This window comes from Paraburkholderia sp. DHOC27 (assembly GCF_003429005.1).
Lineage (GTDB): Bacteria > Pseudomonadota > Gammaproteobacteria > Burkholderiales > Burkholderiaceae > Paraburkholderia.
Window position 1 is genome coordinate 73535 of the sequence record NZ_QVQV01000015.1, and the last position, 25252, is coordinate 98786.

The 25252-nt window shown below is 61.4% G+C and carries 20 protein-coding genes and 1 pseudogene; 8 read left to right on the forward strand and 13 right to left on the reverse strand.

From position 1 onward, the window contains the following. Positions 1 to 23: 23 nt before the first annotated feature. Together argC and D0B32_RS31905 are read right to left on the reverse strand one after the other, a co-directional pair. Positions 24 to 971, reverse strand: coding sequence for an N-acetyl-gamma-glutamyl-phosphate reductase (gene argC / locus D0B32_RS31900; RefSeq protein ID WP_117338440.1), 948 nt, complete (start codon positions 969 to 971; stop codon positions 24 to 26). 226 nt (positions 972 to 1197) lie between these two features. Beyond that, positions 1198 to 1800, reverse strand: a complete 603-nt coding sequence (locus tag D0B32_RS31905) for a YbhB/YbcL family Raf kinase inhibitor-like protein (protein ID WP_117338442.1) — start codon at positions 1798 to 1800, stop codon at positions 1198 to 1200. A 285-nt stretch (positions 1801 to 2085) separates the two neighbouring features. Here D0B32_RS31905 and D0B32_RS31910 point away from each other — a divergent pair, with 285 nt between their 5' ends. Beyond that, positions 2086 to 2775, forward strand: a complete 690-nt coding sequence (locus D0B32_RS31910) for a response regulator (RefSeq protein WP_117338444.1) — start codon at positions 2086 to 2088, stop codon at positions 2773 to 2775. Positions 2776 to 2948: 173 nt separating this feature from the next. Here the strand turns inward: D0B32_RS31910 and D0B32_RS31915 are convergent, their stop codons facing one another. Further along, positions 2949 to 3635 (reverse strand): orotate phosphoribosyltransferase, encoded by a 687-nt coding sequence (locus tag D0B32_RS31915; protein WP_117338445.1) that lies wholly within the window; start codon positions 3633 to 3635, stop codon positions 2949 to 2951. A gap of 368 nt (positions 3636 to 4003) precedes the next feature. Between D0B32_RS31915 and D0B32_RS31920 the strand changes: the two are divergent. Both D0B32_RS31920 and D0B32_RS31925 read left to right on the forward strand, forming a co-directional pair. Then, positions 4004 to 5248, forward strand: a pseudogene (locus tag D0B32_RS31920) (MFS transporter). 360 nt (positions 5249 to 5608) lie between these two features. After that, positions 5609 to 7891: an NADP-dependent malic enzyme gene (locus tag D0B32_RS31925; protein WP_117338447.1), complete on the forward strand. Its 2283-nt coding sequence runs from the start codon at positions 5609 to 5611 to the stop codon at positions 7889 to 7891. 843 nt (positions 7892 to 8734) lie between these two features. On the opposite strand, the gene D0B32_RS31935 is transcribed toward D0B32_RS31925, so the two are convergent. After that, entirely contained in the window at positions 8735 to 12334 is a 3600-nt protein-coding gene (locus D0B32_RS31935; protein ID WP_117338449.1) for an indolepyruvate ferredoxin oxidoreductase family protein, read from the reverse strand. A gap of 366 nt (positions 12335 to 12700) precedes the next feature. On the opposite strand from D0B32_RS31935, the gene D0B32_RS31940 reads away from it, so the two are divergent. Further along, positions 12701 to 12895 (forward strand): hypothetical protein, encoded by a 195-nt coding sequence (locus D0B32_RS31940; RefSeq protein WP_117338451.1) that lies wholly within the window; start codon positions 12701 to 12703, stop codon positions 12893 to 12895. A gap of 175 nt (positions 12896 to 13070) precedes the next feature. Here the strand turns inward: D0B32_RS31940 and hppD are convergent, their stop codons facing one another. After that, positions 13071 to 14168, reverse strand: coding sequence for a 4-hydroxyphenylpyruvate dioxygenase (gene hppD / locus D0B32_RS31945; RefSeq protein WP_117338453.1), 1098 nt, complete (start codon positions 14166 to 14168; stop codon positions 13071 to 13073). 168 nt (positions 14169 to 14336) lie between these two features. On the opposite strand from hppD, the gene D0B32_RS31950 reads away from it, so the two are divergent. Further along, positions 14337 to 14855, forward strand: coding sequence for an Lrp/AsnC family transcriptional regulator (locus D0B32_RS31950; RefSeq protein WP_117338454.1), 519 nt, complete (start codon positions 14337 to 14339; stop codon positions 14853 to 14855). A gap of 118 nt (positions 14856 to 14973) precedes the next feature. Here D0B32_RS31950 and D0B32_RS31955 read toward each other — a convergent pair whose 3' ends face one another. The 8 genes from D0B32_RS31955 to paaA form a co-directional block, all read right to left on the reverse strand. Beyond that, the gene (locus D0B32_RS31955; RefSeq protein ID WP_117338456.1) at positions 14974 to 15642 is read right to left on the reverse strand and encodes a GNAT family N-acetyltransferase; all 669 of its coding nucleotides are present in this window, start codon (positions 15640 to 15642) and stop codon (positions 14974 to 14976) included. A gap of 240 nt (positions 15643 to 15882) precedes the next feature. Beyond that, complete coding sequence (locus D0B32_RS31960) at positions 15883 to 16488, reverse strand: TetR/AcrR family transcriptional regulator (RefSeq protein ID WP_117338458.1); 606 nt, start codon at positions 16486 to 16488, stop codon at positions 15883 to 15885. Positions 16489 to 16503: 15 nt separating this feature from the next. Then, a complete protein-coding gene (locus tag D0B32_RS31965; RefSeq protein ID WP_117338460.1) occupies positions 16504 to 17364 on the reverse strand; it encodes a DUF1835 domain-containing protein in 861 nt (286 codons plus the stop codon). 146 nt (positions 17365 to 17510) lie between these two features. Further along, positions 17511 to 18599 (reverse strand): 1,2-phenylacetyl-CoA epoxidase subunit PaaE, encoded by a 1089-nt coding sequence (gene paaE / locus D0B32_RS31970; protein ID WP_117338461.1) that lies wholly within the window; start codon positions 18597 to 18599, stop codon positions 17511 to 17513. Position 18600: 1 nt separating this feature from the next. Beyond that, positions 18601 to 19137: a 1,2-phenylacetyl-CoA epoxidase subunit PaaD gene (gene paaD, locus D0B32_RS31975; RefSeq protein ID WP_404935631.1), complete on the reverse strand. Its 537-nt coding sequence runs from the start codon at positions 19135 to 19137 to the stop codon at positions 18601 to 18603. Positions 19138 to 19156: 19 nt separating this feature from the next. Next, on the reverse strand, positions 19157 to 19960 hold the full coding sequence (paaC, locus tag D0B32_RS31980) for a 1,2-phenylacetyl-CoA epoxidase subunit PaaC (RefSeq protein ID WP_117338465.1): 804 nt from the start codon (positions 19958 to 19960) through the stop codon (positions 19157 to 19159). Positions 19961 to 19966: 6 nt separating this feature from the next. After that, on the reverse strand, positions 19967 to 20263 hold the full coding sequence (gene paaB / locus D0B32_RS31985) for a 1,2-phenylacetyl-CoA epoxidase subunit PaaB (RefSeq protein WP_117338467.1): 297 nt from the start codon (positions 20261 to 20263) through the stop codon (positions 19967 to 19969). An 83-nt stretch (positions 20264 to 20346) separates the two neighbouring features. Beyond that, positions 20347 to 21345, reverse strand: coding sequence for a 1,2-phenylacetyl-CoA epoxidase subunit PaaA (gene paaA, locus D0B32_RS31990; RefSeq protein ID WP_117338469.1), 999 nt, complete (start codon positions 21343 to 21345; stop codon positions 20347 to 20349). A 208-nt stretch (positions 21346 to 21553) separates the two neighbouring features. Here paaA and D0B32_RS31995 point away from each other — a divergent pair, with 208 nt between their 5' ends. The 3 genes from D0B32_RS31995 to D0B32_RS32005 all read left to right on the forward strand — a co-directional run bounded on the left by D0B32_RS31995 (position 21554) and on the right by D0B32_RS32005 (position 24993). Then, on the forward strand, positions 21554 to 21859 hold the full coding sequence (locus D0B32_RS31995) for a DUF2628 domain-containing protein (RefSeq protein ID WP_117338472.1): 306 nt from the start codon (positions 21554 to 21556) through the stop codon (positions 21857 to 21859). A gap of 145 nt (positions 21860 to 22004) precedes the next feature. Further along, entirely contained in the window at positions 22005 to 23627 is a 1623-nt protein-coding gene (locus tag D0B32_RS32000) for an NAD(P)/FAD-dependent oxidoreductase (RefSeq protein ID WP_117338493.1), read from the forward strand. A gap of 97 nt (positions 23628 to 23724) precedes the next feature. Next, positions 23725 to 24993: an SGNH/GDSL hydrolase family protein gene (locus D0B32_RS32005; protein WP_117338473.1), complete on the forward strand. Its 1269-nt coding sequence runs from the start codon at positions 23725 to 23727 to the stop codon at positions 24991 to 24993. Positions 24994 to 25252: the final 259 nt, after the last annotated feature.

The following is a 25252-nucleotide window of genomic DNA, read 5'->3' on the forward strand; positions in this document are numbered from 1 at the left end:
CGCCGTCTGCGCGATGCGGGGCGTTAGCGTTTCAATCCGCTGTCTTCCTGCGTGCCAATGGCGAGGTTCATACATTGGATGGCGGCACCCGACGCACCCTTGCCGAGATTGTCGAGACGCGCCACCGTAACGAAGCGTTCTTCGTTGCCGAAGACGAACAGATCGACCCGATTGGTGTCGTTGTTGGCCTGCACGTCGAAGAAGCCGCCGTCGAGATTGGCGTCCGAATCAAACGGTGCGACGCGCACGAATGCTTCGTCCTTGTAGTACTCGGAGAACAGGCCGAGCACGTCTTGCGGCGAAGCCTTTTTGGCCAACTGGTTTGGCGAGAAATAGGTCGTGACGGCGAGACCCTTGTAGAAGTCACCGACGATCGGCGTGAAGATCGGTGCCGACTTCAAGCCGGTATGCGCGGCCATCTCCGGCAGGTGCTTATGGGTCAGACCCAAGGCATACGGACGCGGGCTCTTCAGCTTGTCGTTGCCGCCTGCTTCGTAGTCCGCAATCATTTTCTTGCCGCCGCCGCTGTAGCCGGTGATCGAATAGCTGTGGGCTGCGAACTCGGGTGCGACCACGCCGGCTTCCACCAGCGGACGCATGGCCAGCACGAATGCCGATGCATGGCAGCCCGGCACGGCGATGCGTTTGGCGGTGCGCAGCCGTTCACGTTGCGAACGGGCCAGTTCGGGCAGGCCATAGGCCCAGTCCGCGCTGGTGCGGAATGCCGTGCTCGCGTCGATCAGCACGGTGTGATCGTTGGCGACGAGCGAAGCCGACTCGCGCGAGGCGACATCCGGCAGGCACAGGAACGTCACGTCCGACGCATTGATGAGACGGCGTCGCTCCTCGAGGTCCTTGCGCTTCGCTTCTTCAATACGCAGGATCTCTACGTCGGCGCGTTGCGACAGATATTCGAAGATCTTCAGGCCGGTGGTGCCTTCCTGTCCGTCGACAAAAACTTTCGTGCTCATCTCAATCTCACTGGCTACGGGATGCGGGAAACAGAGGCGCGTGTATGCGCCGGAACGTCATTTTAAGACCGTATGGCGGCACGCGTGCGCAAAGATCGTCGAAAAACGACCTTGCGCCGTGGAAATGACACTGAGATGACGCTTTTATGCCGGAGATGCCGGCCGTTGACGGTCCATTCGCGATGCTTTCGGCTCGGCAGGTCCGAGCGGAGCGGGCCCCGTGTTCTCAACGACCGTAGGTCACCACCATGTGCGCGCTGCCGAGCGTCGCCGTGCTGATCTCATGGTCGAACATGAGCGCCGGGCGCCCTTGCGCGAGCCGCAGATCGGTCGTGTTGAGCGCGTACACGGTGACGACATAGCGGTGCGGTTTGCCCGGCGGCGGGCATGGACCGCCGTAGCCGTCGACCTCGAAGTCGTTGCGCGCTTCCACCGCGCCGATCTTCTTCAGGAAGCCCGAGGCACTGGCGTTTTCCGGCAGGCGCGTCACCGTGGCCGGGATCTGCGCCACGGCCCAATGCCACCAGCCGGGGCCTGGGGCGTCGGGGTCGAAAATGGTGATGGCGTAACTGCGCGTGCCGGCTGGCGCATCATGCCAGGAGAGTTGCGGCGAGTGGTTCCCGCCTTTGCAATCGTCCTGATCGAAGGCCTGGGCGGCATCCACCGTGCCGCCGTCACGGAAGGTCGTACTCGTCAGCGCGAAGGGGCCCTCCGCGAGCGCGTGCGGGCCGTTCACGACGGCCAGCGCGACACACAGTGTGGCGACCATGAACGACGGCATTCGGGAACGGGGGCAAGCAAGCGAAACGACCAGGCAACGCGAGCGCATGTGCCGATTCTCCTCTCAGGGGCGGGAAATGATCCGCTTCACAATGATTATTGTCCCTATTTTGTGTATCGAGGTCGAATCAAGTCTAACATTTGATTTGTTGGGCTCTTGCAAGACTCATAGAGGGGGCCGGGACGACACGAAATCAGCTATAGTCAGAAGAATTTGTCGGTGTGGATGGGCGCCCTTGGGCGCGAGCACAATCCACCCGTTTAAAACCTCGGAAACTAGAAATGGTGCATCGCTGAAGTTGTGGAGAGCGTGTTATCAGGCAGGGGGATTACGATGCCAGATCCAGTCAGGGTCGTAGTGGCCGATGACCATCCGGTGATTTTGTTTGGTGCAGAGCATGCGCTGCTCAAATTCCCCGGCATTCAGGTCGTTGCGCGCGCGCGCCAGTCAACGGAACTGATCAAGGTGCTACAGACGGTCCCATGTGACGTGCTGGTCACCGACCTCGCCATGCCCGGCGGGCAGTACGGTGACGGCTTGCCGTTGATCGGTTATTTACGCCGCAATTTTCCCGAACTACCTATCGTCGTCCTGACGATGCTCGAGAACGCCGCGCTGCTCAAGCGTCTCAGCGAACTCGGGGTGACGTCGGTCGTCAACAAATCGGATGACCTGAGTCATATCGGGCTGGCGGTTCAGCACGTCGCCCGTAACCTCGGGTATATGAGCCCGTCCGTCAAGGCGTCGCTCGACACGTTGCGGATGAACGCGGGCGGCAAGAGCGACGAGGTGATCCTGTCGCGGCGCGAACTCGAAGTGGTGCGGCTGTTCGTGTCCGGCATGACCATCAAGGAAATCTCGGAGCAACTCAGCCGCAGCATCAAGACCATCAGCACGCAGAAGAACACGGCGATGCGCAAACTCGGGCTGGACCGCGATTCCGAGCTGTTCCAGTATGCGCAGAGCAATGGTTTGCTCAACCTGTCTTCGAACTCGGCCGGCGATCAGGGCGAACCTCACTGACACCGTGCTCGCACGGGGAGCCTTCCCTGCTGCGACGAACGTAGAAAAGGCCACTTGTCGTGAAGACAAGTGGCCTTTTTCATTTGTCATGCGTCATGCGAAAAGGGTGACGCCGAGCGGTCTGGGGCAATGAGCCCGTAGACGCGCGCGCGGCAGCGGCGTGCCGCGATGGCTTACTGCGGTGCTGCGGTAGCGCCGCCGTGTGCCGCCGACCACTCAGCCGGTGCGTGCAGGAACTTCTCGACTTCGTCGAGCGTCTTTGCGTCGAAGTAGCCGTTTTCCTTGGCGACGCGCAACACGTCCCACCACGTAGCAAGCGCGTGCAGATCGACGTCGATGTCTTTCAGCACCGACACGCTTTCCTTGAAGATGTTGTAGTGGAACAGCACGAAGCAGTGGTTCACCGTGGCACCGGCCGTGCGCAGCGCGTTGATGAAGTTGATCTTGCTGCGGCTGTCGGTGGTCAGGTCTTCCACCAGCAGCACGCGCTGCCCTTCGGTGAGCAGACCTTCGATCTGCGCATTGCGGCCAAAGCCCTTCGGCTTCTTGCGCACGTACTGCATCGGCACCATCAGGCGGTCCGAAAGCCATGCGGCGAACGGGATGCCGGCGGTTTCGCCGCCCGCTACCGCGTCGATCTGCTCGTAGCCAACGTCGCGCAGGATCGTAGCTTCGGCCATTTCCATCAGGCCGCGGCGCACGCGCGGGTAGGAGATCAACTTGCGGCAGTCGATATACACCGGGCTCGCCCAGCCGGAAGTGAAGATGTACGGTTTTTCCGCGTTGAAGTGCACAGCTTGCACTTCGAGCAGCATCTTGGCGGTCGTGTCGGAGATCGTCTGGCGATCGAAGCCTGTCATGGGCGGATCCTTGGGTGTGAGCGAGGAGGGCGCGGGCGCGAGGCCCGGTGGCGCAGCAAGCGAGGTGTTCAGCGCATGATGGGCGGAACACACAGCCGGACAGTGGAGTGCAGGCCGGTTTTGCTGCGCGCGTAGCCGCGTATTTTACCCGATACAGACACTTCCGAGGTGAACCGCGTCCGTGGAAACCCTCGATGCCGGCTACGGTGGCGGGTCCAGCGCTTTTTTGGCTTGCTTGTGGCCCGGGAAGGGGCCCATTACACTCACGCGATTTTCGCGGCTAAGTGGCCAGATGAGCGGCCAGATGAGCGGCCGGATGAGCGGCACGACGCCGCGATCGCGAGCCCGCGCCTGACAGGATGCTTTCGATGACCGCCGTTCCACCTTCCACCTCCTCGCCTACCTCGACGCAACGCGGCTACGCCGGCCGCGCGCTGCTCGCGGCAGTGCTTGGCTACGCAATGGACGGCTTCGACCTGCTGATCCTCGGCTTCATGCTGCCGGCGATCGCCGCCGACCTGCACCTCACCTCTGCGCAGGCGGGCTCGCTGGTCACGTGGACGCTGATTGGCGCTGTCGCCGGTGGCGTCCTGTTTGGCGTGTTGAGCGATTACTTCGGGCGGGTCCGCATGCTCACGTGGACCATCCTGCTCTTCGCCATATTCACCGGCCTGTGCGCGCTGGCGCGGGGCTATGGCGATCTGCTGGCCTACCGGACCATTGCCGGCTTGGGGCTGGGTGGGGAATTCGGCATCGGCATGACTTTGGTCGCGGAGGCGTGGCCGGCGTCGCAGCGGGCGCGCGTCTCCTCGTACGTGGGACTTGGCTGGCAACTCGGCGTGCTGGCCGCGGCATTATTGACGCCGTTGCTGCTGCCGGTGATTGGCTGGCGCGGCATGTTCGCGTTAGGACTGGTGCCGGCACTGGTGTCGTTCCTCGTGCGGCGCCACGTCGAAGAACCGTCGCTGTTCGTCGAACAGGCGGCGCACGCCAAACGGCACGGCGCACGCAAACCGCCGCTGCGGCAGTTGATTGCCGACGCGCGTACGGCGCGTGCAAGCCTCGGCGTCACGATTCTCTGTTCGGTGCAGAACTTCGGCTATTACGGGTTGATGATCTGGCTGCCCAGCTATCTGTCCAAAACTTTCGGTTATTCGCTGACCAAATCCGGCCTGTGGACGGCCGCGACCGTTCTTGGCATGGCGCTCGGCATCTGGCTGTTCGGGATTGCCGCGGATCGCTTTGGTCGCAAGCCGACGTTTCTGTTTTATTAGGCGGGCGCGGTCGTCATGGTGTTCGTCTACGCGCACTTGAGCACGCCGTTCGCGCTGTTGATCGGCGGCGCGGTGATGGGTATCTTCGTCAACGGCATGATCGGCGGCTACGGGGCGTTGATCTCCGAGCTATATCCGACCCAGGCACGCGCCACTGCGCAGAACGTGCTGTTCAACATTGGCCGCGCCGTGGGCGGTTTTGGCCCGGTGGTGGTGGGAGCGCTGGCCGCGCGCTTCTCGTTCAGCGCAGCACTCGCGCTGCTCGCTTCGATCTACCTGCTCGATATCCTCGCCACACTCTTCCTTATCCCCGAACGACGCGGCGCCGAACTCGACTGACCGTTCATTACGCGCATTTGTGAAGTTCTGCAAAGTCGTGCCGGCGTGCTGGAACATGCCGCGACGCAGCATTCCGACGTGGCGCGCGACGCATGATCAAGTCCTTGTTATGCCGAACATTTGCGAGCGTTGAAGTTGCTTCAACGGTTGCGCGATTGGTTGCGCGAATCGTGCTGCGCGGGGGTACACTAATTTCCCCGTGAACGCTCCGCACCGTCTTGTCAGCCGCTCAGGTTCGACGCTGCGCCCAACCGGCGCAGGCGAAGACCACCGCGATCGATTACCCATTCGATCCATGCGAGCCATCTACACGGTGCATCGAGCCGGGCCCGATTACTTACACGTCTCGCAGGCCAAAAAATGGACGAACAACTGAAGCAAAGCGCTCTCGCGTATCACCAGAATCCCAAGCCCGGCAAGATTTCGGTCACGCCGACCAAGCCTCTTTCGAACCAGCTCGACCTTTCGCTCGCTTACTCGCCTGGCGTCGCGGCGGCCTGTATGGCCATCTTCGACGAGCCGCTCGATGCGCAGAAATACACCTCGCGCGGCAACCTCGTTGGCGTGGTGACGAATGGCACGGCCGTGCTCGGCCTCGGCAACATCGGGCCGCTCGCCGCCAAACCGGTGATGGAAGGCAAGGGGTGTCTCTTCAAGAAGTTTGCGGGCATCGACGTGTTCGACATCGAGTTGAGCGAGACCGATCCGGACAAACTGGTCGAAGCGATCGCCATGCTCGAGCCGACGCTCGGCGGCATCAACCTCGAAGACATCAAGGCGCCTGAGTGCTTCTACATCGAGAAGAAGCTGCGCGAGCGCATGAAGATCCCGGTCTTTCACGATGATCAGCACGGCACGGCCATCATCGCGTCGGCGGCGATTCTGAATGGCTTGAAGGTAGTCGGCAAGAAGCTCGAGGAAGTGAAACTGGTGTGCTCGGGCGCGGGCGCGGCGGCGATTGCCTGTCTGGATCTGCTGGTCCACCTGGGCCTGTCGAAGCAGAACGTGCTCGTCACCGATTCGAAGGGCGTGATCTACGAAGGGCGCGGCAACCTCGATCCGTCGAAGGAACGGTATGCGGCGAACACCCATGCCCGTACGCTCGGCGACGCCATTCGCGGCGCAGACGTGTTCCTTGGCTGTTCGAGCGCGGGGGTGTTGAAGCCCGAGATGGTCGCGGAAATGGGCACCCAGCCGTTGATTCTCGCGCTGGCCAATCCCGAGCCGGAAATCCGTCCTGAGGAAGCGAAAAAGGTGCGTCCGGACGCGATCATCGCCACGGGGCGGTCCGACTATCCGAATCAGGTCAATAACGTGCTGTGCTTCCCGTTCATCTTCCGCGGCGCGCTTGATGTTGGCGCGACCACGATTACCGAAGAGATGAAGCTGGCCTGTGTGCGAGCCATTGCTGAACTGGCGGAAGAAACCGATCAAGGTGATGAAGTCGCGAAGGCCTATGAAGGGCACACGCTGGAGTTCGGTCCGGACTATCTGATTCCGAAGCCGTTTGACCCGCGTCTCATCATCAAGATTGCGCCGGCTGTCGCGCAGGCGGCGATGGACTCGGGCGTCGCCACGCGTCCGATCAAGGACATGGAGGCGTATCGCGAAGAACTCTCCACCACGGTGTATCGCACCGGCATGGTCATGCGTCCCGTGTTTGCGGCGGCGAAGTCCGCCCCGGCGCGGATCGTGTTTGCCGAAGGTGAGGACGAGCGCGTGCTGCGTGCCGCGCAGTTCGTGCTGCTGGAGAAGATCGCCAAGCCGATCCTGGTGGGGCGTCCGTCAGTGATCGAGATGCGTCTGAAGAAGATGGGCTCGAAGCTGAAGTGCGGCGAAGACTTCGTGATCGTCAATCCGGAGGACGATCCGCGCTATCAGAAGTGTTGGCAGGAGTATCACGAGATCGGTGCGCGCGAGGGTGTGACGCCTGACGTCGCGAAGGCCGCCATGCGCAAGTTCAACACGCTGATTGGCGCCATCCTCGTGCGTCTGGGCGACGCGGACGGCATGATCTGCGGCATGATCGACACGTACCAAAGCCATCTGAAGTTCGTCGATCAGGTGCTGGGCAAGGCGGAGGGCGTCGACAACCTGGCGGCGATGAATCTGCTGATGCTGCCGGGCCGCAATCTGTTCATCTGCGATACCTACGTGAACGAAGTGCCAACCGCCGAGCAACTCGCCGACATGACGGTTCTCGCAGCGCGTGAGATCGAAAAGTTTGGCATCGTGCCGAAGGTGGCGTTGCTGTCCAACTCGAACTTCGGCAGCGTGCCGTCCGCTTCGTCGCAACGCATGGCTGCGGCGCGCAAGCTGATCGCACAGCGTGCGCCCGATCTCGAAGTCGACGGTGAGATGCATGGCGACGCCGCGTTGTCGGAGATGGTCCGCAAGGCCGCGTTCCCGGGCACCAAGCTCACGGGCGAGGCCAACCTGTTGATCATGCCGAACGTGGAAGCCGCGAACATCACGTACAACCTGCTGAAGATGATTGGCGGCGAGGGCGTGACGGTGGGGCCGTTCCTGCTGGGCTCGGAAAAGCCGGTGCATATCTTGACGCCGGCGGCGACGGTGCGCCGCATCATCAACATGACAGCCGTTGCCTCGGCGAATGCACTCGCGCGGACGAACGCGCAATAGCGATTGGTGATTCAGCGGCGCGTAGTCTGCCGCTGATTGACCAGTAATAGAAACGCCACGGAATGGTCGCATTCCGTGGCGTTTCATTTTGTGCGCCATCTCTTGTTGCTTCGGTTTGATGCGAACGCGTTTGCTGTGATGTCCGCGGTTGTCTTAATTCTTGCGGCTGCGTTTAAGAATGCTCTGATTCGCCTGTGTGTTGAGAATTTGTAAAGTTACTCCTGAAGCGCGACACATCACATTGACTTGCGACGAAGACTGTTCTGGTTGGTTTATTTGACGCTTCGTCGGTATCGCGCTTCACCTCGATCCGCAACGGCGGTTTCTGTAGTGATGGTAGTAATGGGTAGTGGTAAGCAGCAGTAGCAGTAGCAGTAGCAGTAGCAGTAGCAGTAGCAGTAGCAGTAGCAGTAGCAGTAGCAGTAGCAGTAGCAGTAGCAGTAGCAGTAGCAGTAGCAGGAGCAGTAGCAGTAGCAGTAGCAGTAGCAGTAGCAGTAGCAGTAGCAGTAGCAGTAGCAGTAGCAGTAGCAGTAGCAGTAGCAGTAGCAGTAGCAGTAGCAGATGTAATAAGTAGTGCTTGTTATAGTTGTTGTTGATGGTCTGTAGTTGATGCTTGAAGTCGCAGTAGTTGCAAACGAAGTAGCTGTAGAAGGTGTTGTTGAGTAAATGCAGTACCGCCAGTTCTCACGCTTCAGTTTTACGCGTGCGCCACAGGCAAAAAAAGGCGGCTGTCCGTGAGGGCAGCCGCCTTTTCCATTTCCGTACCGCTAACGGCTTTTAACTAGCTGAGAGCGTCTTCAACCACCATCTCAGTGTCAGAGCCGTAAGCAGACACGCCCTGCATCAGGCTGCGTGCTGAGCCTTACCGCCTTCCGGCGAGCGCCAGCGCGCAAGCAGCTCTTGCCATTTGACGCGCACACCCTTTAGGTTGTTTTCCTTCACGTGACCATAGCCGCGAATGCCGTCCGGCAGATTGGCGAGTTCAACCGCGAGCGCGTGTTTCTGCGTCGTCAAACCGCCGATCATTTCACGCACCAAAGCCTCGTACTCGCCGATCAGCGCCCGTTCAGTGCGACGCTCTTCCGTCTTGCCGAACACATCGAACGCTGTGCCGCGCACGAACTTGAACTTCGCCAGCACGCGCATGGCGCTCAGGATCCACGGGCCGTACTTCTTCTTGAACAAGTGGCCGTGTGCGTCCTTCTTCGAGAATGCCGGTGGCGCGAGGTGGAGGTTGACCTTCCAGTCCCCTTCGAAACTCGCCTTCAGCTTTTCGATGAACGCAGGATCCGCGTACAGGCGCGCGACTTCGTACTCGTCCTTGTACGCCATCAGCTTGTGCAGGTTCTTCGCGACCGCCTCGGTGAGCGGCCATTGGCCGTCACCCGAATCGAGCGAGGATTCCGCGGCACGAACCTGCGCCACGAGTGCGCGGTAGCGATCCGCGTAAGCTGCGTTTTGCCATGCCGTCAGATACTCGGCGCGCTTGTCGATCAGCGTATCCAGTGCTTTCGGCGTATGCAGCGAAATGATCTTGCTGCTCGCCGTCTCGGCGGCGCCGACGCGACCTTGCGATTGCACCAGCTTGCGCACCGACGCCAGATCATGAGCCGCGCGACGGCCCCATTCGAACGCGGCGCGGTTCTTGTCCACCTGCACGGCGTTCAATTCGATCGCGCGCATCAGCGATTCGTACGTCAGCGGCACCCAGCCCTTTTGCCACGCGTAACCGAGCACGAACGGATTCGTGTAGATTGCATCGCCGAGCAGGGCAAGCGCGAAATGATTGGCGTCGATCGCGTCGACACCCGCATCGCCCGCACCCGCGCGCACGTCCGCTTCCGCGTCGGCGCCAGGGAATTGCCAGTTCGGGTTCTTGATGAACGCAGCGGTCGGCGTATGCGCGCTGTTCAGCACCACGTGCGTGCGGCCCACCTGCATGCGCGAGACGCATTCGTCGCTGGCCGTGACGATAGCGTCGCAGCCAATCACGAGGCTGGCTTCGCCCATTGCGATACGGGTCGCGTGGATATCGGCAGGGTGCTTCGCGATCTGCACGTGGCTCATCACCGCGCCGCCCTTCTGCGCGAGGCCCGTCACGTCGAGCACTGTTACGCCCTTGTTTTCAAGGTGAGCGGCCATGCCGAGCAGTGCGCCGATCGTCACCACACCCGTGCCACCCACGCCCGTTACGAGCACGCCATAGGGACGCTCAACCGACGGCAACTCCGGTTGCGGCACCGGCGGCATGGCATCGCCTGCTACGCCTGAGCTTGCCTTCGGCTTGCGCAACTGGCCGCCTTCCACGGAAACGAAGCTCGGGCAGAAGCCATTGACGCACGAAAAATCCTTGTTGCAGGTGGATTGATTGATCTGGCGCTTGGTGCCGTATTCGGTGTCCAGCGGCTCGACTGACAGGCAGTTCGACTTCACCGAGCAATCGCCGCAACCTTCGCAGACGGCTTCGTTGATCACCACACGCCGCGCCGGGTCCGGATACGTGCCACGTTTGCGGCGGCGGCGTTTTTCGGTCGCGCAGGTCTGGTCGTAGATCAGGATGGTCGTGCCGTTGATTTCGCGCAGCGTACGCTGCACGTCGTCCAGTTGATCGCGATGGTGAATATCGATGCCCGGCGCGAGACCGACGTTCCCGTCGTACTTCTCGGGTTGATCCGTCACGATCACGATTTTCGACGCGCCTTCGGCGGCCAGTTGATGCGTGATCTGCGGCACGGTCAGCACACCGTCGACCGGCTGACCGCCGGTCATGGCCACTGCGTCGTTGTACAGAATCTTGTAGGTGATGTTGGCCTTCGAGGCGATGGCCGCACGAATGGCCAGCAGCCCCGAGTGGAAGTAGGTGCCGTCGCCGAGGTTCGCGAACACGTGCTTGTCGTTGGTGAACGGCGCCTGCCCGATCCACGCCACGCCTTCGCCGCCCATCTGGCTGAACGTGCTGGTGCTGCGGTCCATCCACACGGTCATGTAGTGACAGCCGATGCCGGCCATCGCACGCGAGCCTTCCGGCACGTTGGTGGACGTGTTGTGCGGGCAGCCGGAGCAGAACCACGGCTTGCGTTCCACTTCCACGCGCGGCCGGGCCAATGCGCGTTCCTTCGCTTCGATCACGGCGATGCGCGTGGCAATGCGTGCGCGCACATCGGAGGGCAGATCGAACTTGTCCAGACGCGTGGCGATGGCCTTGGCGATGATGGCCGGCGACAACTCATAGTGAGCGGGCAGCAGCCAGTTGCCCATCGGCACCGACCACTCGCCGCCTGCGCCATCCTTTTCGTCGAACTTGCCGAACACACGCGGACGCTGCGCATCGGGCCAGTTGTACAGTTCTTCCTTGATGGCGTATTCGAGAATCTGGCGTTTCTCTTCCACCACCAGAATTTCCTCGAGACCGCGCGCGAAGGCCTGCGCGCCTTGCGCCTCGAGCGGCCACACACAACCCACCTTGTACAGACGGATGCCGATGCGCGAACAGGTTTCGTCGTCGAGACCGAGATCGGTGAGCGCCTGGCGAACGTCGAGATAGGCCTTGCCGCCCGTCATGATGCCGAAGCGCGCGTGCGGCGCGTCGATCTCCACGCGGTCCAGCTTGTTGGCGCGCACATAAGCGAGTGCGGCGTACCACTTGTAGTCGAGCAGCCGCGCTTCCTGCACCAGCGGCGGATCTGGCCAGCGGATATTGAGTCCGCCGGCGGGCATCGCGAAGTCTTCGGGGAGGATGATCTTCGTGCGATGCGGGTCGATGTCCACCGAGGCAGATGACTCGACCACGTCGGTCACGCACTTCATGGCCACCCACAAACCCGAGTAGCGGCTCATGGCCCAGCCATGCAGGCCGAAGTCGAGATATTCCTGCACGTTGGACGGAAACAGCACTGGCAGACCACATGCCTTGAACATGTGTTCGGACTGGTGCGCGAGAGTCGACGACTTGGCCGCGTGGTCGTCGCCGGCGAGCACGAGCACGCCGCCATGCTGCGACGAGCCGGCCGAGTTGCCGTGCTTGAACACGTCACCGGAACGATCGACGCCCGGACCCTTGCCGTACCACATCGAGAACACGCCATCGAATTTGGCGTTCGGATACAGGTTGACCTGTTGCGAGCCCCAGACGGCCGTGGCCGCGAGGTCTTCATTGACGCCAGGCTGGAACACCACCTGGTGTCCGGCGAGATGTTGTTTGGCCTTCCACAGCGACTGATCGAGGCCGCCCAACGGCGAACCACGATAGCCCGAGATAAAACCGGCGGTATTGAGCCCAGCAGCTTTGTCACGTTCCTGCTGTAGCATCGGCAGTCGCACGAGCGCCTGGATGCCGCTCATATAAGCGCGGCCGCGCTCGAGCGTGTATTTGTCGTCAAGAGTGACGGAAGATAGCGCGGCTTCGAGCGAGGCTCGCTGACCGGCGTCTAGCGGGGCATTCATTATGTGTACTCCTCCACCCAGATTGGGATCGCCAAAATCTGTCGGCCGCGGCATCTTGTGAATGCTCTGGCCGGGGTCGCCATATTGGCGTGTTTTAACTGATGGTAGCACTAGGAGAAACCCGTCGCGTAACCGCAAAAAATGCGCCACCGCGCGCGCTTCCCACACCGTCAGCGAAACCTTGATGACAAAGGCCGCGCAGATTGAAGTCTTTTCCCGGCGGTCGTGTAACAAGCTGTAAAAGCTTCAATTGCCGGGAACCGACTTTCGAGCAACTGTCTAACCCCGCACCTGTGCAATGTCTGCGCAACGCCTCGCCAGTTCCGCGAGGCTTCACGACAACAGGCAGTCAGAAAAGGAGTACGCATGAACACGAGAAATATCCAGACCTTCCTCATGGTCTCAGCCGCATTTTTTGCCATGAGCGCGCCGGTTCGCTCCGGCAGCGCCCGAACACTGGCCAACGCGGTCGCTCACTCGGTCCAGGTAGCGCCTGAGCGATTCGCAGCAGCGCGCCTCGCTTCCGAGAGCAAAACCGAAGACGACGAGCAGCGTTCCTGATGTCCCGCCGATGCTTCCCTAGCTACGGAGCGTCAATCCATTTCTTGCCATCGCCTGTTTGCTGGCGGTGGCTTAGCCATCAAGGCGTACGAGGTATGCCGGGTTCACCAAAAAAGGGCGAGGATCCTGCGATCCTTGCCCTTTTCTTTTGCCAACTGGCAAGTGCCGGGTTTGCTTAAACCTTGTCCTTCACCACACCACGGCGAATCTGATCGAGTTCGATTGATTCGAACAACGCCTTGAAATTGCCTTCCCCAAAGCCCTGATTGCCCTTGCGTTGAATGATCTCGAAGAAGATCGGGCCAATCTGGTTCTCGGTGAAGATCTGCAGCAACAGATCGTCCGGCGCACCGTCGATCAGGATCTTGCGTTTGCGCAGTTCGGCGAGCGGTTCGCAGTGGTTCGGCACGCGGCGGTCGACCAGCTCGTAGTAGGTGTCGATCGTATCGAGCAAGTCGATGTGCGATTCGCGCAGGCCATCCACAGTGCGATAGATGTCATTGGTCCCCAGCGCGATGTGCTGGATGCCTTCGCCACGATACGCGTCGAGATATTCCTGGATCTGGCCGGCGGTCTCCGAACCCTCTTCGTTGATCGGGATGCGAATCTTGCCGCACGGCGAAGTCATCGCCTTCGACTTCACACCCGTCACCTTGCCTTCGATATCGAAGTAACGCACCTCGCGGAAATTGAACAGGCGCTCGTAGAACTCGGCCCATTCCTGCATGCGGCCGCGGTGAACGTTGTGCGTCAGGTGGTCGATATAGGTGAGGCCGTGACCGACCGGATTCGGATTGGCGCCGGGAATAGGCACGAAGTCGACGTCGTAAATGCCGATGTCGCCAATGCTGTTCGGCTCGGCGCCATTCTTGCCGCGCCAGCGGTCCACGAAGTAGATCAGCGAATCACCGACGCCCTTGATCGCGGGAATGTTCAGTTCCATCGGGCCGGTTTTGTTGTCGAAGCCCCATGCGCCCTTGTCGAGAGCCTGCTGGTAGGCCTTGGCGGCATCTTCGACGCGAAAGGCAATCGCACAGATCGAAGGGCCATGCAGGCGCGCGAAACGTTGCGCGAACGAATCCGGTTCTGCGTTGACGATGAAGTTGATCTCGCCCTGACGATAGAGCGTCACGTCCTTGTGACGGTGGCGCGCGATGGCGGTGAAACCCATCTGTTCGAACAGCTTGCCCAGCGCTTTGGGATCCGGCGCGGTGTATTCGATGAACTCGAAGCCGTCTGTGCCGACGGGGTTGTCCCAGGTTGCAACCTGCATGTCTGTCTCCTGACGGGTGCGCTGCGAAGGGCGCTTGATGTGCGCTGAAATGCGCAGTGGAATGGCGCCAGTGTATAGGCCGTCCTGCGACGAAATGTTGCGAACTTAATCGCAACTCAGTACGCTCGCGCTAGTTCATGCCTTAAAAATCGACGAAGGCGGCAGAAAATGGCCAATATTGAGATGGACGCGATCGACCGGCGGATTCTATGCATCCTTCAGGAGAACGGCCGGCTGTCCAACCAGGAAATCGCGGAGCGGGTGAACCTGTCGCCGAGTCCGTGTTTGCGGCGGATTCGCCGTCTGGAAGAGAGTGGGGTGATTCGCGGTTATGTTGCGCTGCTGGACGCGCAGCGCTTAGGGCTCGATTTGCTAGCCTACGTGAATGTGCGACTGGAGAAGCGCGGCGGACCGACGCTCAGTGCCTATGGCGACAGCATGCCGGCCCGCGCGGGCGCCACGCACGCTGAACTGTTTCGCGCATCAGTGCAGAGCTGGCCCGAGGTAGTGGCCTGCCACGCCATGACGGGGGATATGGATTATCTGCTTCGGGTGCAGGTGGAGGACATGGCGCACTTTTCGCGCTTCATGCAGGATCAGTTGCTGCACCATCCTTCCGTGATCGACGTAAAGACGAGTTTTTCGCTCGATACGATCAAGGAGACGACGGCGCTGCCAATCATCTGAAGCGAGTGTTGCCAGATGCGCGGCGTTTAGGTCGAGGCGCAAAAGCAAAAGGGCGGCTGAGCCGCCCTTTTGCTTTGTTTGAACTTGATTGGCTGGCTGTTCAGACAGATGAGGCCACTTAAGCCGCTTCTGCGGCAGGCAAGAACGACTCGAAAATCCTCGATGCTTGCCGCGCCTGACGCTTCATCGCGTAGTCGAACACCGCCGCTTGTTCCTGCAGCATCTCCGCGATGATGCTCGACTGGTCAGCCGGCGACAGAGAGAGATAGGCGTCTGCTTCGCCGTACGCGTACTCGATCTTCATGCCGGCCTTCTTCGCGATGTGCATCATCGTGGAGTTGCGCGACAGGCAATGCATGTAGAGCGTAGTGACGTGCGTGTTGCGGCTGCGCATGGCGGCGCGTTCGAACAGTTTGCTGCCGATGCCCTGGCCGCGTGCGCTTTCGAGCACCGAGACGCCAAATTCCGCGGTGCGCTTGCCATCTTCAGCAGGCAGATAGGCGAGGTGGCCGACGCCGACCAGTTGCAACTGATTGTCGAAGACGCCGAACACGGTGTCGCGGCTGAAGTCGATGGAGCGCACGTAGTTTTCGATGACGTGGTCCGGCACGAACTGGCCAAACCGCAGCAGGCGGTCGTCTTCGCCCAGCGCCATGAAGTGCGCTTGCAGACGTTCGCGGTCGATAGCAGTGAGTTCCCGTACCAGCGCATGTGTGCGACCGGCCGGCGACAGCGGGCGATCGGCAGCGATGATCGGCGCGATGGCTCGGGCAGTGGACATAGTCATGGTTGGGTTCCCCTATTAGTCAGACGGCATGATGCACCGCAAAACTAATTCTATCGGAAACGCTATCCCATAACTAGGGAAAACCCGCATACGAAATGGAGGGGCGGTTCTACTTTCTCAAATATGTCAGATTAAGTGACTGATTTATTTGGAAATAATGTGATCTCGCCCAAGCGACGGCTTGAATCGATCAAGCAACAACTCTTTTATAAGACACATGTTGCTTCGCAATATGAGACGCTATTCGTCGTTTTGGAGCCCGTGGTCGACCATCGCGATCACCTGTTCGGCGAACTCACCATAGCCCATCCGCCCGCCGGGCTTCAGCCAGGTGAAGGTCCAGTTGATCATGCCGAACACCATCATCGTCAGCGCGGTCTGGTTGTCGCGGGTCGCGCGCTCCGGATAGGCGCGGGTCAACTGACGTGCGAACGCCGCCACCACGTCGCGCTGCCGGTTCAGGATGATCTCGCGCTGCGCGTCCACCAGGTACTTGACGTCGTTGAGCAGGGCCACGTGCCGGCTGTGCGAGTTCTCATACTCCGCAAGGAATGCGCGAATCAACTCGGCGAAGGTGTCGCGTTCGCTCAGGCCGCGACGCTGGCTGGCGCCTTGCACTTCCGCGATGATCAGCATCAACCGCTTGGTGTAGCGGTCGAGCAGGTCGAACAGGATTGCTTCCTTGCTCTCGTAGTAGTGATACAGGCGTGCTTTGGACGTGCCGCTGGCGGCCGCCAGATCGGCCATCGAGGTGCTCGGATAGCTGGTCTGCGCAAACTTGAGCGCGGCCAGTTCGAGAATCTGGTCGCGTTGCGTTTCGTGGTCGGGAGCGCGGGTACGGGCCATATGTTTTTGTCGTTTTTAACTAGTGCAAGGTGTAGCGCTCGGGACCGCCGCGCGCAACTCCAGCGCGCGCCAGCCCGAAGTCTCGCCGCGCAGGGCGACGTGGCCGCTCGCGGCCAGTTCGCGAAAGCGCCACAGCACGATGTTGTCGCTCACCATGAATCCCAGCTGGCTCATCATCAGCTCGGCGCCGATCCGGGAGGCCGGCTGCCACGCGTCGCTCGCTTGCTCAAGAATGAACGCGTCGAGTTCGCTGAACGTGCCGCTGCTGAAGGTGTTGTCGCGCCAGCGGCGCGTTTCGCCATTGGCTTGCTTGACCTCCTGCCATTCCAGCGCGAGCCGGCTGATGCGCAACACGGAGATGGGCGCAACATCGGACAGCCGCCTTTGCAAGGCCTCGGGCGCGAACATGCCAACGGACGTGGCGCGGTCGGGGCGGCTATGTGCCCATGCGCCGGGATCGGTGAGGTCGGCGATCGAGAGGCGCACCTCATTCAATCGCTGTGGACTGTTGCGCAGGTGATAGCAGACACGTCGCAGCATGAGTTGATCGGCAGCGCTTTCGCCATGCCAGATCACCACTTGAGCGTCATTGGAGCCGATGGCCACGATTCTTTCGAGCATCGCCGCCTGCTCGCGGAATTCGCCGACGAAGTCACGCCGGGTATCCACGGGACGCGCGCCGTCGCGCCGGCTGTCATCCGTGACGCGCTGCCAGAAGTCGGCACGCACATCCGGCGTGTCGTCGACGCCGCGCAAAGGGCCCACCGCCAGATCATCGCGCAACGCCTGCACGGCGTCGTCGCGTCCTGCCAATTGCAGGGCGGCGCGCAAAGAAGTGGCGGCGACGTCGCCATTCGTGAGATGAAGGGTGCTCATCGAAAGTGTGTAGGCAAACCGGTAACGAAAAAGGGTCGCTCAACGAGCGGAACCCTGTCCCGATCCTGAGCGGCCCTTAGTGTAAGCGGATCGCGTGCGAGCCGAAAGCGCGGCGGCGTCGATTCGCGCAGATGCTTCCTACTTGCTTAGCGTTCGTCGTAACTCACCACAACCCGATCGCTCACAGGATGGCATTGGCAGGTCAGCACGAAGCCGTCGCGAATCTCGTGCTCTTCCAGCGTGTAGTTCTTCTCCATTTTCACCTCGCCTTCCAGCACCTTCGCGCGGCAGGTGCAGCATACGCCGCCCTTGCAGGCGTAAGGCAATGCGAGGCCGGCACGCAACCCGACGTCCAGCACGCTCACGCCCTGATACGGCAGGCGGAGTTTGCGCTTCTTGCCGTCGAGGACGATTTCCAGCTCGGCTGCGGGCGTGTCTTCAGTGATCTCGACCGGCGGCACACCCGCTTGCGGCAACGGTGAACCAAAGCGCTCGACATGCACCTTCTCCGACGGTACGCCCGCAGCCTTCAGGGCGGCTTCGGCTGCGTCCATCATCGGCGCGGGACCACAGATAAAGGCTTCGTCGATGCTGTCAGCGGGCAAGAGATTCTCGATGAACGCCGCGCACTTTTGCTGATCGAGCACGCCGTTGAACAACTCGACGTCCTGCAGATCGTCCGACAGCACGTGATACAGCACGAAGCGGTTCATGAAACGGTTCTTCAGATCTTCGAGTTCCTCGGCGAACATGATTTGATCGACGCTGCGATTGCCGTACACCAGCGTGAACGTGCTGCGCGGCTCGATTTCGAGCGTGGTCTTGATGATGGCGAGCACGGGCGTGATGCCAGAGCCGCCGGAAAACGCAACGTACTGCTGACCCTGCTCGGCATTCAGATGTGTGAAGAAGCGGCCATCGGGCGTCATCACATCGATGGTGTGGCCGGGCTGCAGCGTGTCGAAGGCGAAATTCGAAAAGCGGCCGCCCCGCACGCGTTTGATGCCGATGCGCAATTCGCCGTCACGGTCGTAGTCGGTCACGCCGACGCAGATCGAATAGGACCGGCGCGTTTCCTCGCCGTCGATGTGCGTTTTCAGTGTGACGAATTGCCCTTGCGTGAAGCGGTAGTGGTCGCGCAATTCCGCGGGGACTTCGAAGGCGACCGAAACGGCGTCAGCAGTCTCGGGCCGCACTTCGCGGATACGCAGCGGGTGAAATTGCGGAGTGGCCATATCAGTAGGGTTTGAAATAGTCGAAGGGTTCGCGGCAGTCGAGGCACCGGTACAGCGCCTTGCAGGCGGTCGAGCCGAATTGCGCCAGCCGTTCCGTATGCACGGAGCCGCAGCGCGGACACGCCGGGGCAGGCACGGCTCGCGGCATGAAACGGATCACCTTTCCTGCCGCTGCGTCGCTCGCGCATTGACCGGTGGGCGGCGCAATGCCGTAGGCGCGCAGCTTGTCGCGCGCCTCGGCGGTCATCCAGTCGGTGGTCCACGCTGGCGCCAGCGCGGTCTTGATCCGGTACGGTGCGAGGCGGGCGACGTCCAGCGCGTGCGCCACGTCTTCGGCGATCTGCGACATGGCCGGGCAACCCGAGTAGGTCGGCGTGATCACGACTTCGAGGACACCGTCATCGGCCCGCTGTACGTCGCGCAGAATGCCGAGTTCGCGAATCGACACCACCGGAATCTCCGGATCCGGCACCGCTTCGAGGACGGCCCAGGCGCGTTCGAGGGTGGCGTCCCGTGTGGCGGAAGAAGGCGCACTCATCATCTGGCTCCGTTCCGGCTCACCAGCTCGCGCCGGGATGTTGCCGCGCAAGGCTCTGCATTTCGGCAAGCACATAGCCCATATGCTCGGAGTGTTCGCCGTGCTTGCCGGTGGTGACGTGTTTGACGGGTTCCGGCAGCGTGAGCGTCGCCTCGTCGAGCGTCGCGCGGACATGTTCTAGCCACGCGCTTTCCAGATCGACGGTTTTCGGGCCGATCCCAGCAGCGGCGATAGTTTCTTCCACGGCGTCTGCGCTGAAGAATTCCCGCGTGTAGGGCATCAGATAGTCGAGCGCTTTCTGCGTGCGCCGATGAGACTCGTCCGTGCCGTCACCGAGACGAATCAGCCACTCGCTCGCATGGTGCACGTGATAGCGCGCTTCCTTGATCGACTTCGCGGCAATCGCGGCGAGCTGCTCGTCGGACGACGTCATCAACGCCGTCCAGAGATGCGCCATCAGCGTCGAATACAAAAAGTTGCGCATGATCGTGACGGCGTAGTCCTTGTCCGCATGCGCAGTGCCGGCGAGCGGCCCGTAATGGGGCAGTTCGGCGAGCGTGTAATTGGCGAACTCGCGCTCCGTGCGGAAATACGCGTAGTCGTCTTCGGTGCGCTGCGCGCCGGTGAGTGCGTGCTCGAGGCTGGCGGCGTGGGTGTACAGCAGCCGCGCCTGGCCGATCAGATCGAGACTCATGTTGGCCAGCGCGATGTCCTCTTCGAGAATGGGCCCGTGACCGCACCACTCGGCGTTGCGCTGACCGAGGATGAGCGCGGTGTCCGCGAGACGCAGCACGTACGACAGGTGTTGGGGCGTGATATCCATGACCGCTTACATGTGGTTGACTTCGTCGGGGAGCGTGTAGAACGTGGGATGGCGGTAGATCTTGTCGCCAGCCGGTTCGAACAGCTCCGCCTTGTCATTCGGATCGGACGCAGTGATCGCCGAGGACGGTACCACCCAGATGCTCACGCCTTCCTGGCGGCGCGTGTACACGTCGCGCGCCATGCGCAGTGCCATAGGGGCGTCGGCCGCATGCAGGCTGCCGCAGTGCTTGTGGTCGAGGCCTTGTTTGCTGCGCACGAACACTTCCCAGATCGGCCATTCCTTGTTGACGGGCTGGTTCATTTCTCGAATCTCCTGAATCCTGCGCCGGCGGTTTGCTGTGACACCGGCGGTTTCTTGACTGATGCTTGCGCAGGCCGCACGACTCAAGCGGCTTGTTGCTGGGCCCGCTGGCGCTGCTTTTCCGCGTGAGCGAGGGCGGCTTCTCGTACCCATGCGCCGTCCTCGTGTGCCTTGACGCGGGTGGCGAGGCGCTCGCGGTTGCACGGGCCGTCACCATTCACGACGCGCCAGAATTCTTCCCAGTCGATGTCGCCATAGTCGTAATGACCGCGAGCTTCGTTCCACTTGAGGTCCGGGTCCGGCAACGTGACGCCCAGTACCTTGGCCTGATCGACGGTGGCGTCGACGAACTTCTGACGCAGGTCGTCATTGGAAATGCGCTTGATACCCCACTGCGACGACTGATTGCTGTGAATCGACTCCTTGTCGCTCGGGCCGAACATCATCAGGACCGGCCACCACCAGCGATTCACCGCTTGCTGAACCATCTCGCGCTGCGCTTCGGTGCCTTTCATCATGGACAGCAGCGCGTCGAAACCCTGGCGCTGGTGAAAGGATTCTTCCTTGCAGATGCGGATCATGGCGCGAGCGTAGGGGCCATACGTGCAGCGGCACAGCGGAATCTGGTTCATGATTGCCGCGCCGTCGACCAGCCAGCCAATCACACCGACATCCGCCCACGTGGGCGTCGGATAGTTGAAGATGCTCGAATATTTGGCTTTGCCGGCGTGCAGGGCGGCAATCAGTTGATCGCGCGAAACAGCGAGCGTTTCCGCCGCGCTATATAGGTACAGGCCGTGACCGGCTTCATCCTGGACCTTGGCAAGAAGAATCGCCTTGCGCTTCAGACTGGGCGCGCGGCTGATCCAGTTGCCTTCCGGCAGCATGCCGACGATCTCCGAGTGCGCGTGCTGCGAGATCTGCCGCACCAGCGTTTTCCGGTACGCGTCCGGCATCCAGTCTTGCGGCTCGATCTTGCCGTCAGCGGCCATGACCGCGTCGAAGCGCGACTGCTCGGGCGAGCCGGTAACTGCCTCGGGAGAGGCCACATTGCCTGGGATGTCGAGGGATTGCGTGTACATGGCGAACGCTCTCGTCCAAAGTTGTCTGTGTTGTGCAGTATAAACCAACCGACCGGTCGGTTAATGATTTTTTTGAGAGAAGCGCGGCGGAAGATTCAAGGGCACGATGGGCCCTTGCCGTGCGCCTAATAAGATAGGCTGGAGGGCAGCCGAGCCCACAGCGCGGACGCGGAACAGCATCTATTGGTTAACGTAGGGACAGAAGTCGATGACAGAACGGATTTATTTACGACACCCGAGTCAGGACGAAACAGTGGCGGTGGGCATCGGCTTTAGCTGGCCGGCCTTGCTGCTGGGTTTCATCTGGGCGTTGATGAAGCGTTTGTGGGGCATTGCCGCTTTCATGCTGGCGGTGGATCTCGCGCTCGGCCTGATTGGGCTGGCCGGTGTATCCGCTGACCTCATCAGCCTGGCCTTGAGCATCGTATTTGCGATCTACTGCGGGATGCGGGCGAACGATTGGCACCGCCGCGATCTGCAGCGCAGGGGTTATCTGGTGGTGCCGGGACCGTGACATTGGCTATGTCGTAGGGCGCATCGTGCGCCATGACCAGGCGTCTGGCGGTCGCCGCAGGAGGCTGATGAAACGCCCCGGCATGCAGGAGAACCTATAAAATCGCGGATTGGCTGCGATTCCGCGCCCTCAGCATCTGGTCCCCATGTTACGTCTTAGCGAAATCAAACTCCCGCTCGATCACCCCGAAAGCGCGCTCAAGGCAGCGATCTTGTCGCGCCTCGCCGAACTCGGTGTGCCGGCGGACGACCTCGTCCAATACACGGTGTTTCGCCGCGCGCACGATGCCCGCAAGCGCGCGGACATCAAGTTGACCTATATCGTCGACGTCGACGTGAAGGATGAGGCGGCCGCCCTCAAGCGGTTGGCCAGCGTGCCGCATTGCGCCGTGACGCCGGACATGACCTACCGGTTCGTCGCCAAGGCGCCCGAACGGATGACGGCGCCGCGGCCGGTGGTGATCGGCATGGGGCCGTGCGGGCTGTTTGCCGGGCTGATTCTCGCGCAGATGGGCTTTCGCCCGATTATTCTCGAGCGTGGAAAGGCCGTGCGTGAACGCACCAAAGACACGTTCGGGCTATGGCGCAAATCCGTCCTCAATCCTGAGTCGAACGTGCAATTCGGGGAAGGCGGAGCGGGGACGTTCTCGGACGGCAAGCTGTATAGCCAGATCAAGGATCCGCACCATTACGGCCGAAAAGTGCTCGATGAGTTCGTCAGGGCCGGTGCGCCGGAGGACATTCTGTATTTGAGCCGGCCGCACATCGGTACCTTCCGCCTGGTCAGCATGGTGGAGAAGATGCGCGCCACGATCCACGAACTGGGTGGCGAAGTGCGCTTCGAGACGCGGGTCGAGGACATCGAGATCGAGCACGGCAAGGTGCGCGCGCTACGGCTGTCGAATGGCGAGACGCTGCCTTGCGAGCGGGTGGTGCTGGCGGTCGGCCACAGTGCGCGCGACACCTTCGAGATGCTGCACGAGCGCGGTGTTTATATTGAAGCGAAGCCGTTTTCGCTTGGATTCCGCATTGAACATCCCCAAGGGCTCATTGATCGCAGCCGTTTCGGCAAGTTCGCGGGGCATAAGGAACTGGGCGCAGCAGATTACAAGGTGGTGCATCACTGCAGCAACGGGCGTGCGGTCTACAGTTTTTGCATGTGCCCTGGCGGGACCGTGGTTGCGGCAACTTCGGAGCCGGGCCGCGTCGTGACGAACGGCATGAGCCAGTATTCGCGCGCGGAGCGCAACGCCAACGCGGGGATCGTGGTTGGCATTACGCCCGAGGACTACCCAGGCGGCCCGCTCGCCGGCATTGCTTTCCAGCGTAAATGGGAAGAGCGCGCTTTCGAGCTGGGCGGACGCAACTACAGTGCTCCGGGACAACTGGTGGGCGATTTCATTGCCGGGCGGCCTTCCACCTCATTAGGCTCCGTCGTGCCGTCATACAAGCCGGGCGTGCATCCTACGGACCTGAGCACGGCGTTGCCCGATTATGTGATTGAGGCTATCCGGGAAGCGCTGCCGCAGATTGACCGGAAGATTGCCGGTTTCGCCATGCATGACGCCGTGCTGACGGGGGTCGAGACGCGGACCTCGTCGCCGATCCGGATTCGCCGCAAGGAGAATTATCAAAGCATGAACGTCGAGGGGCTCTATCCCGCCGGGGAAGGCGCGGGTTACGCGGGCGGAATCTACTCCGCGGCCATTGACGGGATCGAGGTCGCGCAGGCAGTCGCTCTGGACATGAGTTCGGCCAACGCCGCCTGATTTTTCTGCGATAAGGCGGCATATCGACAGATGCGGCGATGCATCCGTCTCGAACGATCGGGCACAATGGGCGCTTTTTCCTCATCCCATTATCAGAATGTCCCTTCGTACTCTGGCCGCAGCCTGCGGCGCCGCTCTCCTGACGCAAATCGCCGTTTCACCGGCGGCCCTTGCCGCCAGCGCCCCCGGGCAGTGGGTTACGGCGTGGGCGACTGCGCTGCAACCGATTCCGCAGCAGCCGAATTTGCCGCCGTTGTACCGCGCGCCGAGCGTTGCGGGCCGTACGGTGCGCCAGATCGTCTATCCCACACTCTCGGGCAGTTCCGTCCGACTCCACATCAGTAATGAATACGGCGTGACGCCGCTCGTCGTTCAGGAATTGCGGATCGCGCGGTCGACTGGCGGGGCAGCAGTGCAGGGTAGCGGCGGGGTTCGCGCCACTTTCGACGGTAAAACGGCGGTTACGGTGCCGCCGGGTGGAGCAGTAGATAGTGACGCCGTGGGGATCGATCTGGTCGCGGGTGCGCCGTATGCCATCAGCTCGTATATGGGGGCTGAGCAAACGCTGGTCGCCTGGCATCGAGTCTCGAATCAGGTCAATTATGTGTCTCTGCCGGGCAACCACAGCGCCGACGCGTTGAGCGGCGCGTTCAGCCAGCGGTTCACCCAGTTTGCCTGGGTCACGGGCTTGGCGGTTGATGTGCCGGCGGCGGGGAGCGTGGCAGCCATTGGTGATTCGATCACCGACGGCATGCGCTCCAGCCTGAATGAGAACCGGCGCTGGCCGGACGCTTTTGCGCGCCGGCTGGCGCAAGCAGGCGATCATTCGACGGCAGTTGTGAATCTTGGGATTAGCGGCAATCGTCTGCTCAACGACTCACCGTGCTATGGCGATGCCCTCGCCAGGCGCTTCGGACGCGACGTGCTCGGGCACGCGGGGGTGAAGACCGCCATCTTGCTGATCGGGATCAACGACATCAATTTTTCCTCGATGCCCGCCCGATCCGGACTGGATTGCGACTTCCCGCATACGTCCGTCACGGCGGCGGATCTGATTGCGGGCTATCAGCGCGTGATTGCCGAGGCGCATCGACGTGGCGTCCGCGTGTTTGGGGCGACCCTCACGCCCGCTGACTTGCCGCCGCAGCGCGAGAGCATTCGCCTCGCAGTGAATCAGTGGATCCGGACCGGCAAAGCCTTCGACGGCGTCGTCGATTTCGACGCGGCCCTGCGTGATCCGGCGCAGCCTGACCGTCTGCGGCGAGGTTTTGACAGCGGCGATCATATCCACCCGAGCGACGCGGGGTACACAGCAATGGCCGACGCGATTCCGCTCGATGCGGTAGTGAATTCGACCCGGAAGTGACACGCCAAAAAAACATTTTCGTCAAACCCTTGTCATCTGGCCGATGTTCACCTACTATTCGGCTCCTCGTTGCGAACGAGGAGCCGCTGCAGAAACCAGCGGCCGTGACGTCAGACAGGTTTTAAGCGAAAGCGAAAAAAACTAGTTGACGAAACGAAAAAGATTCTTCATAATCTCGTTTCTCTGCTGCTGATGCAGCGACGCAGAACGAAGCGGTGCCGGGGTGGTGAAGTTGGCGCGGTTTCGGTGGTGAATGCGG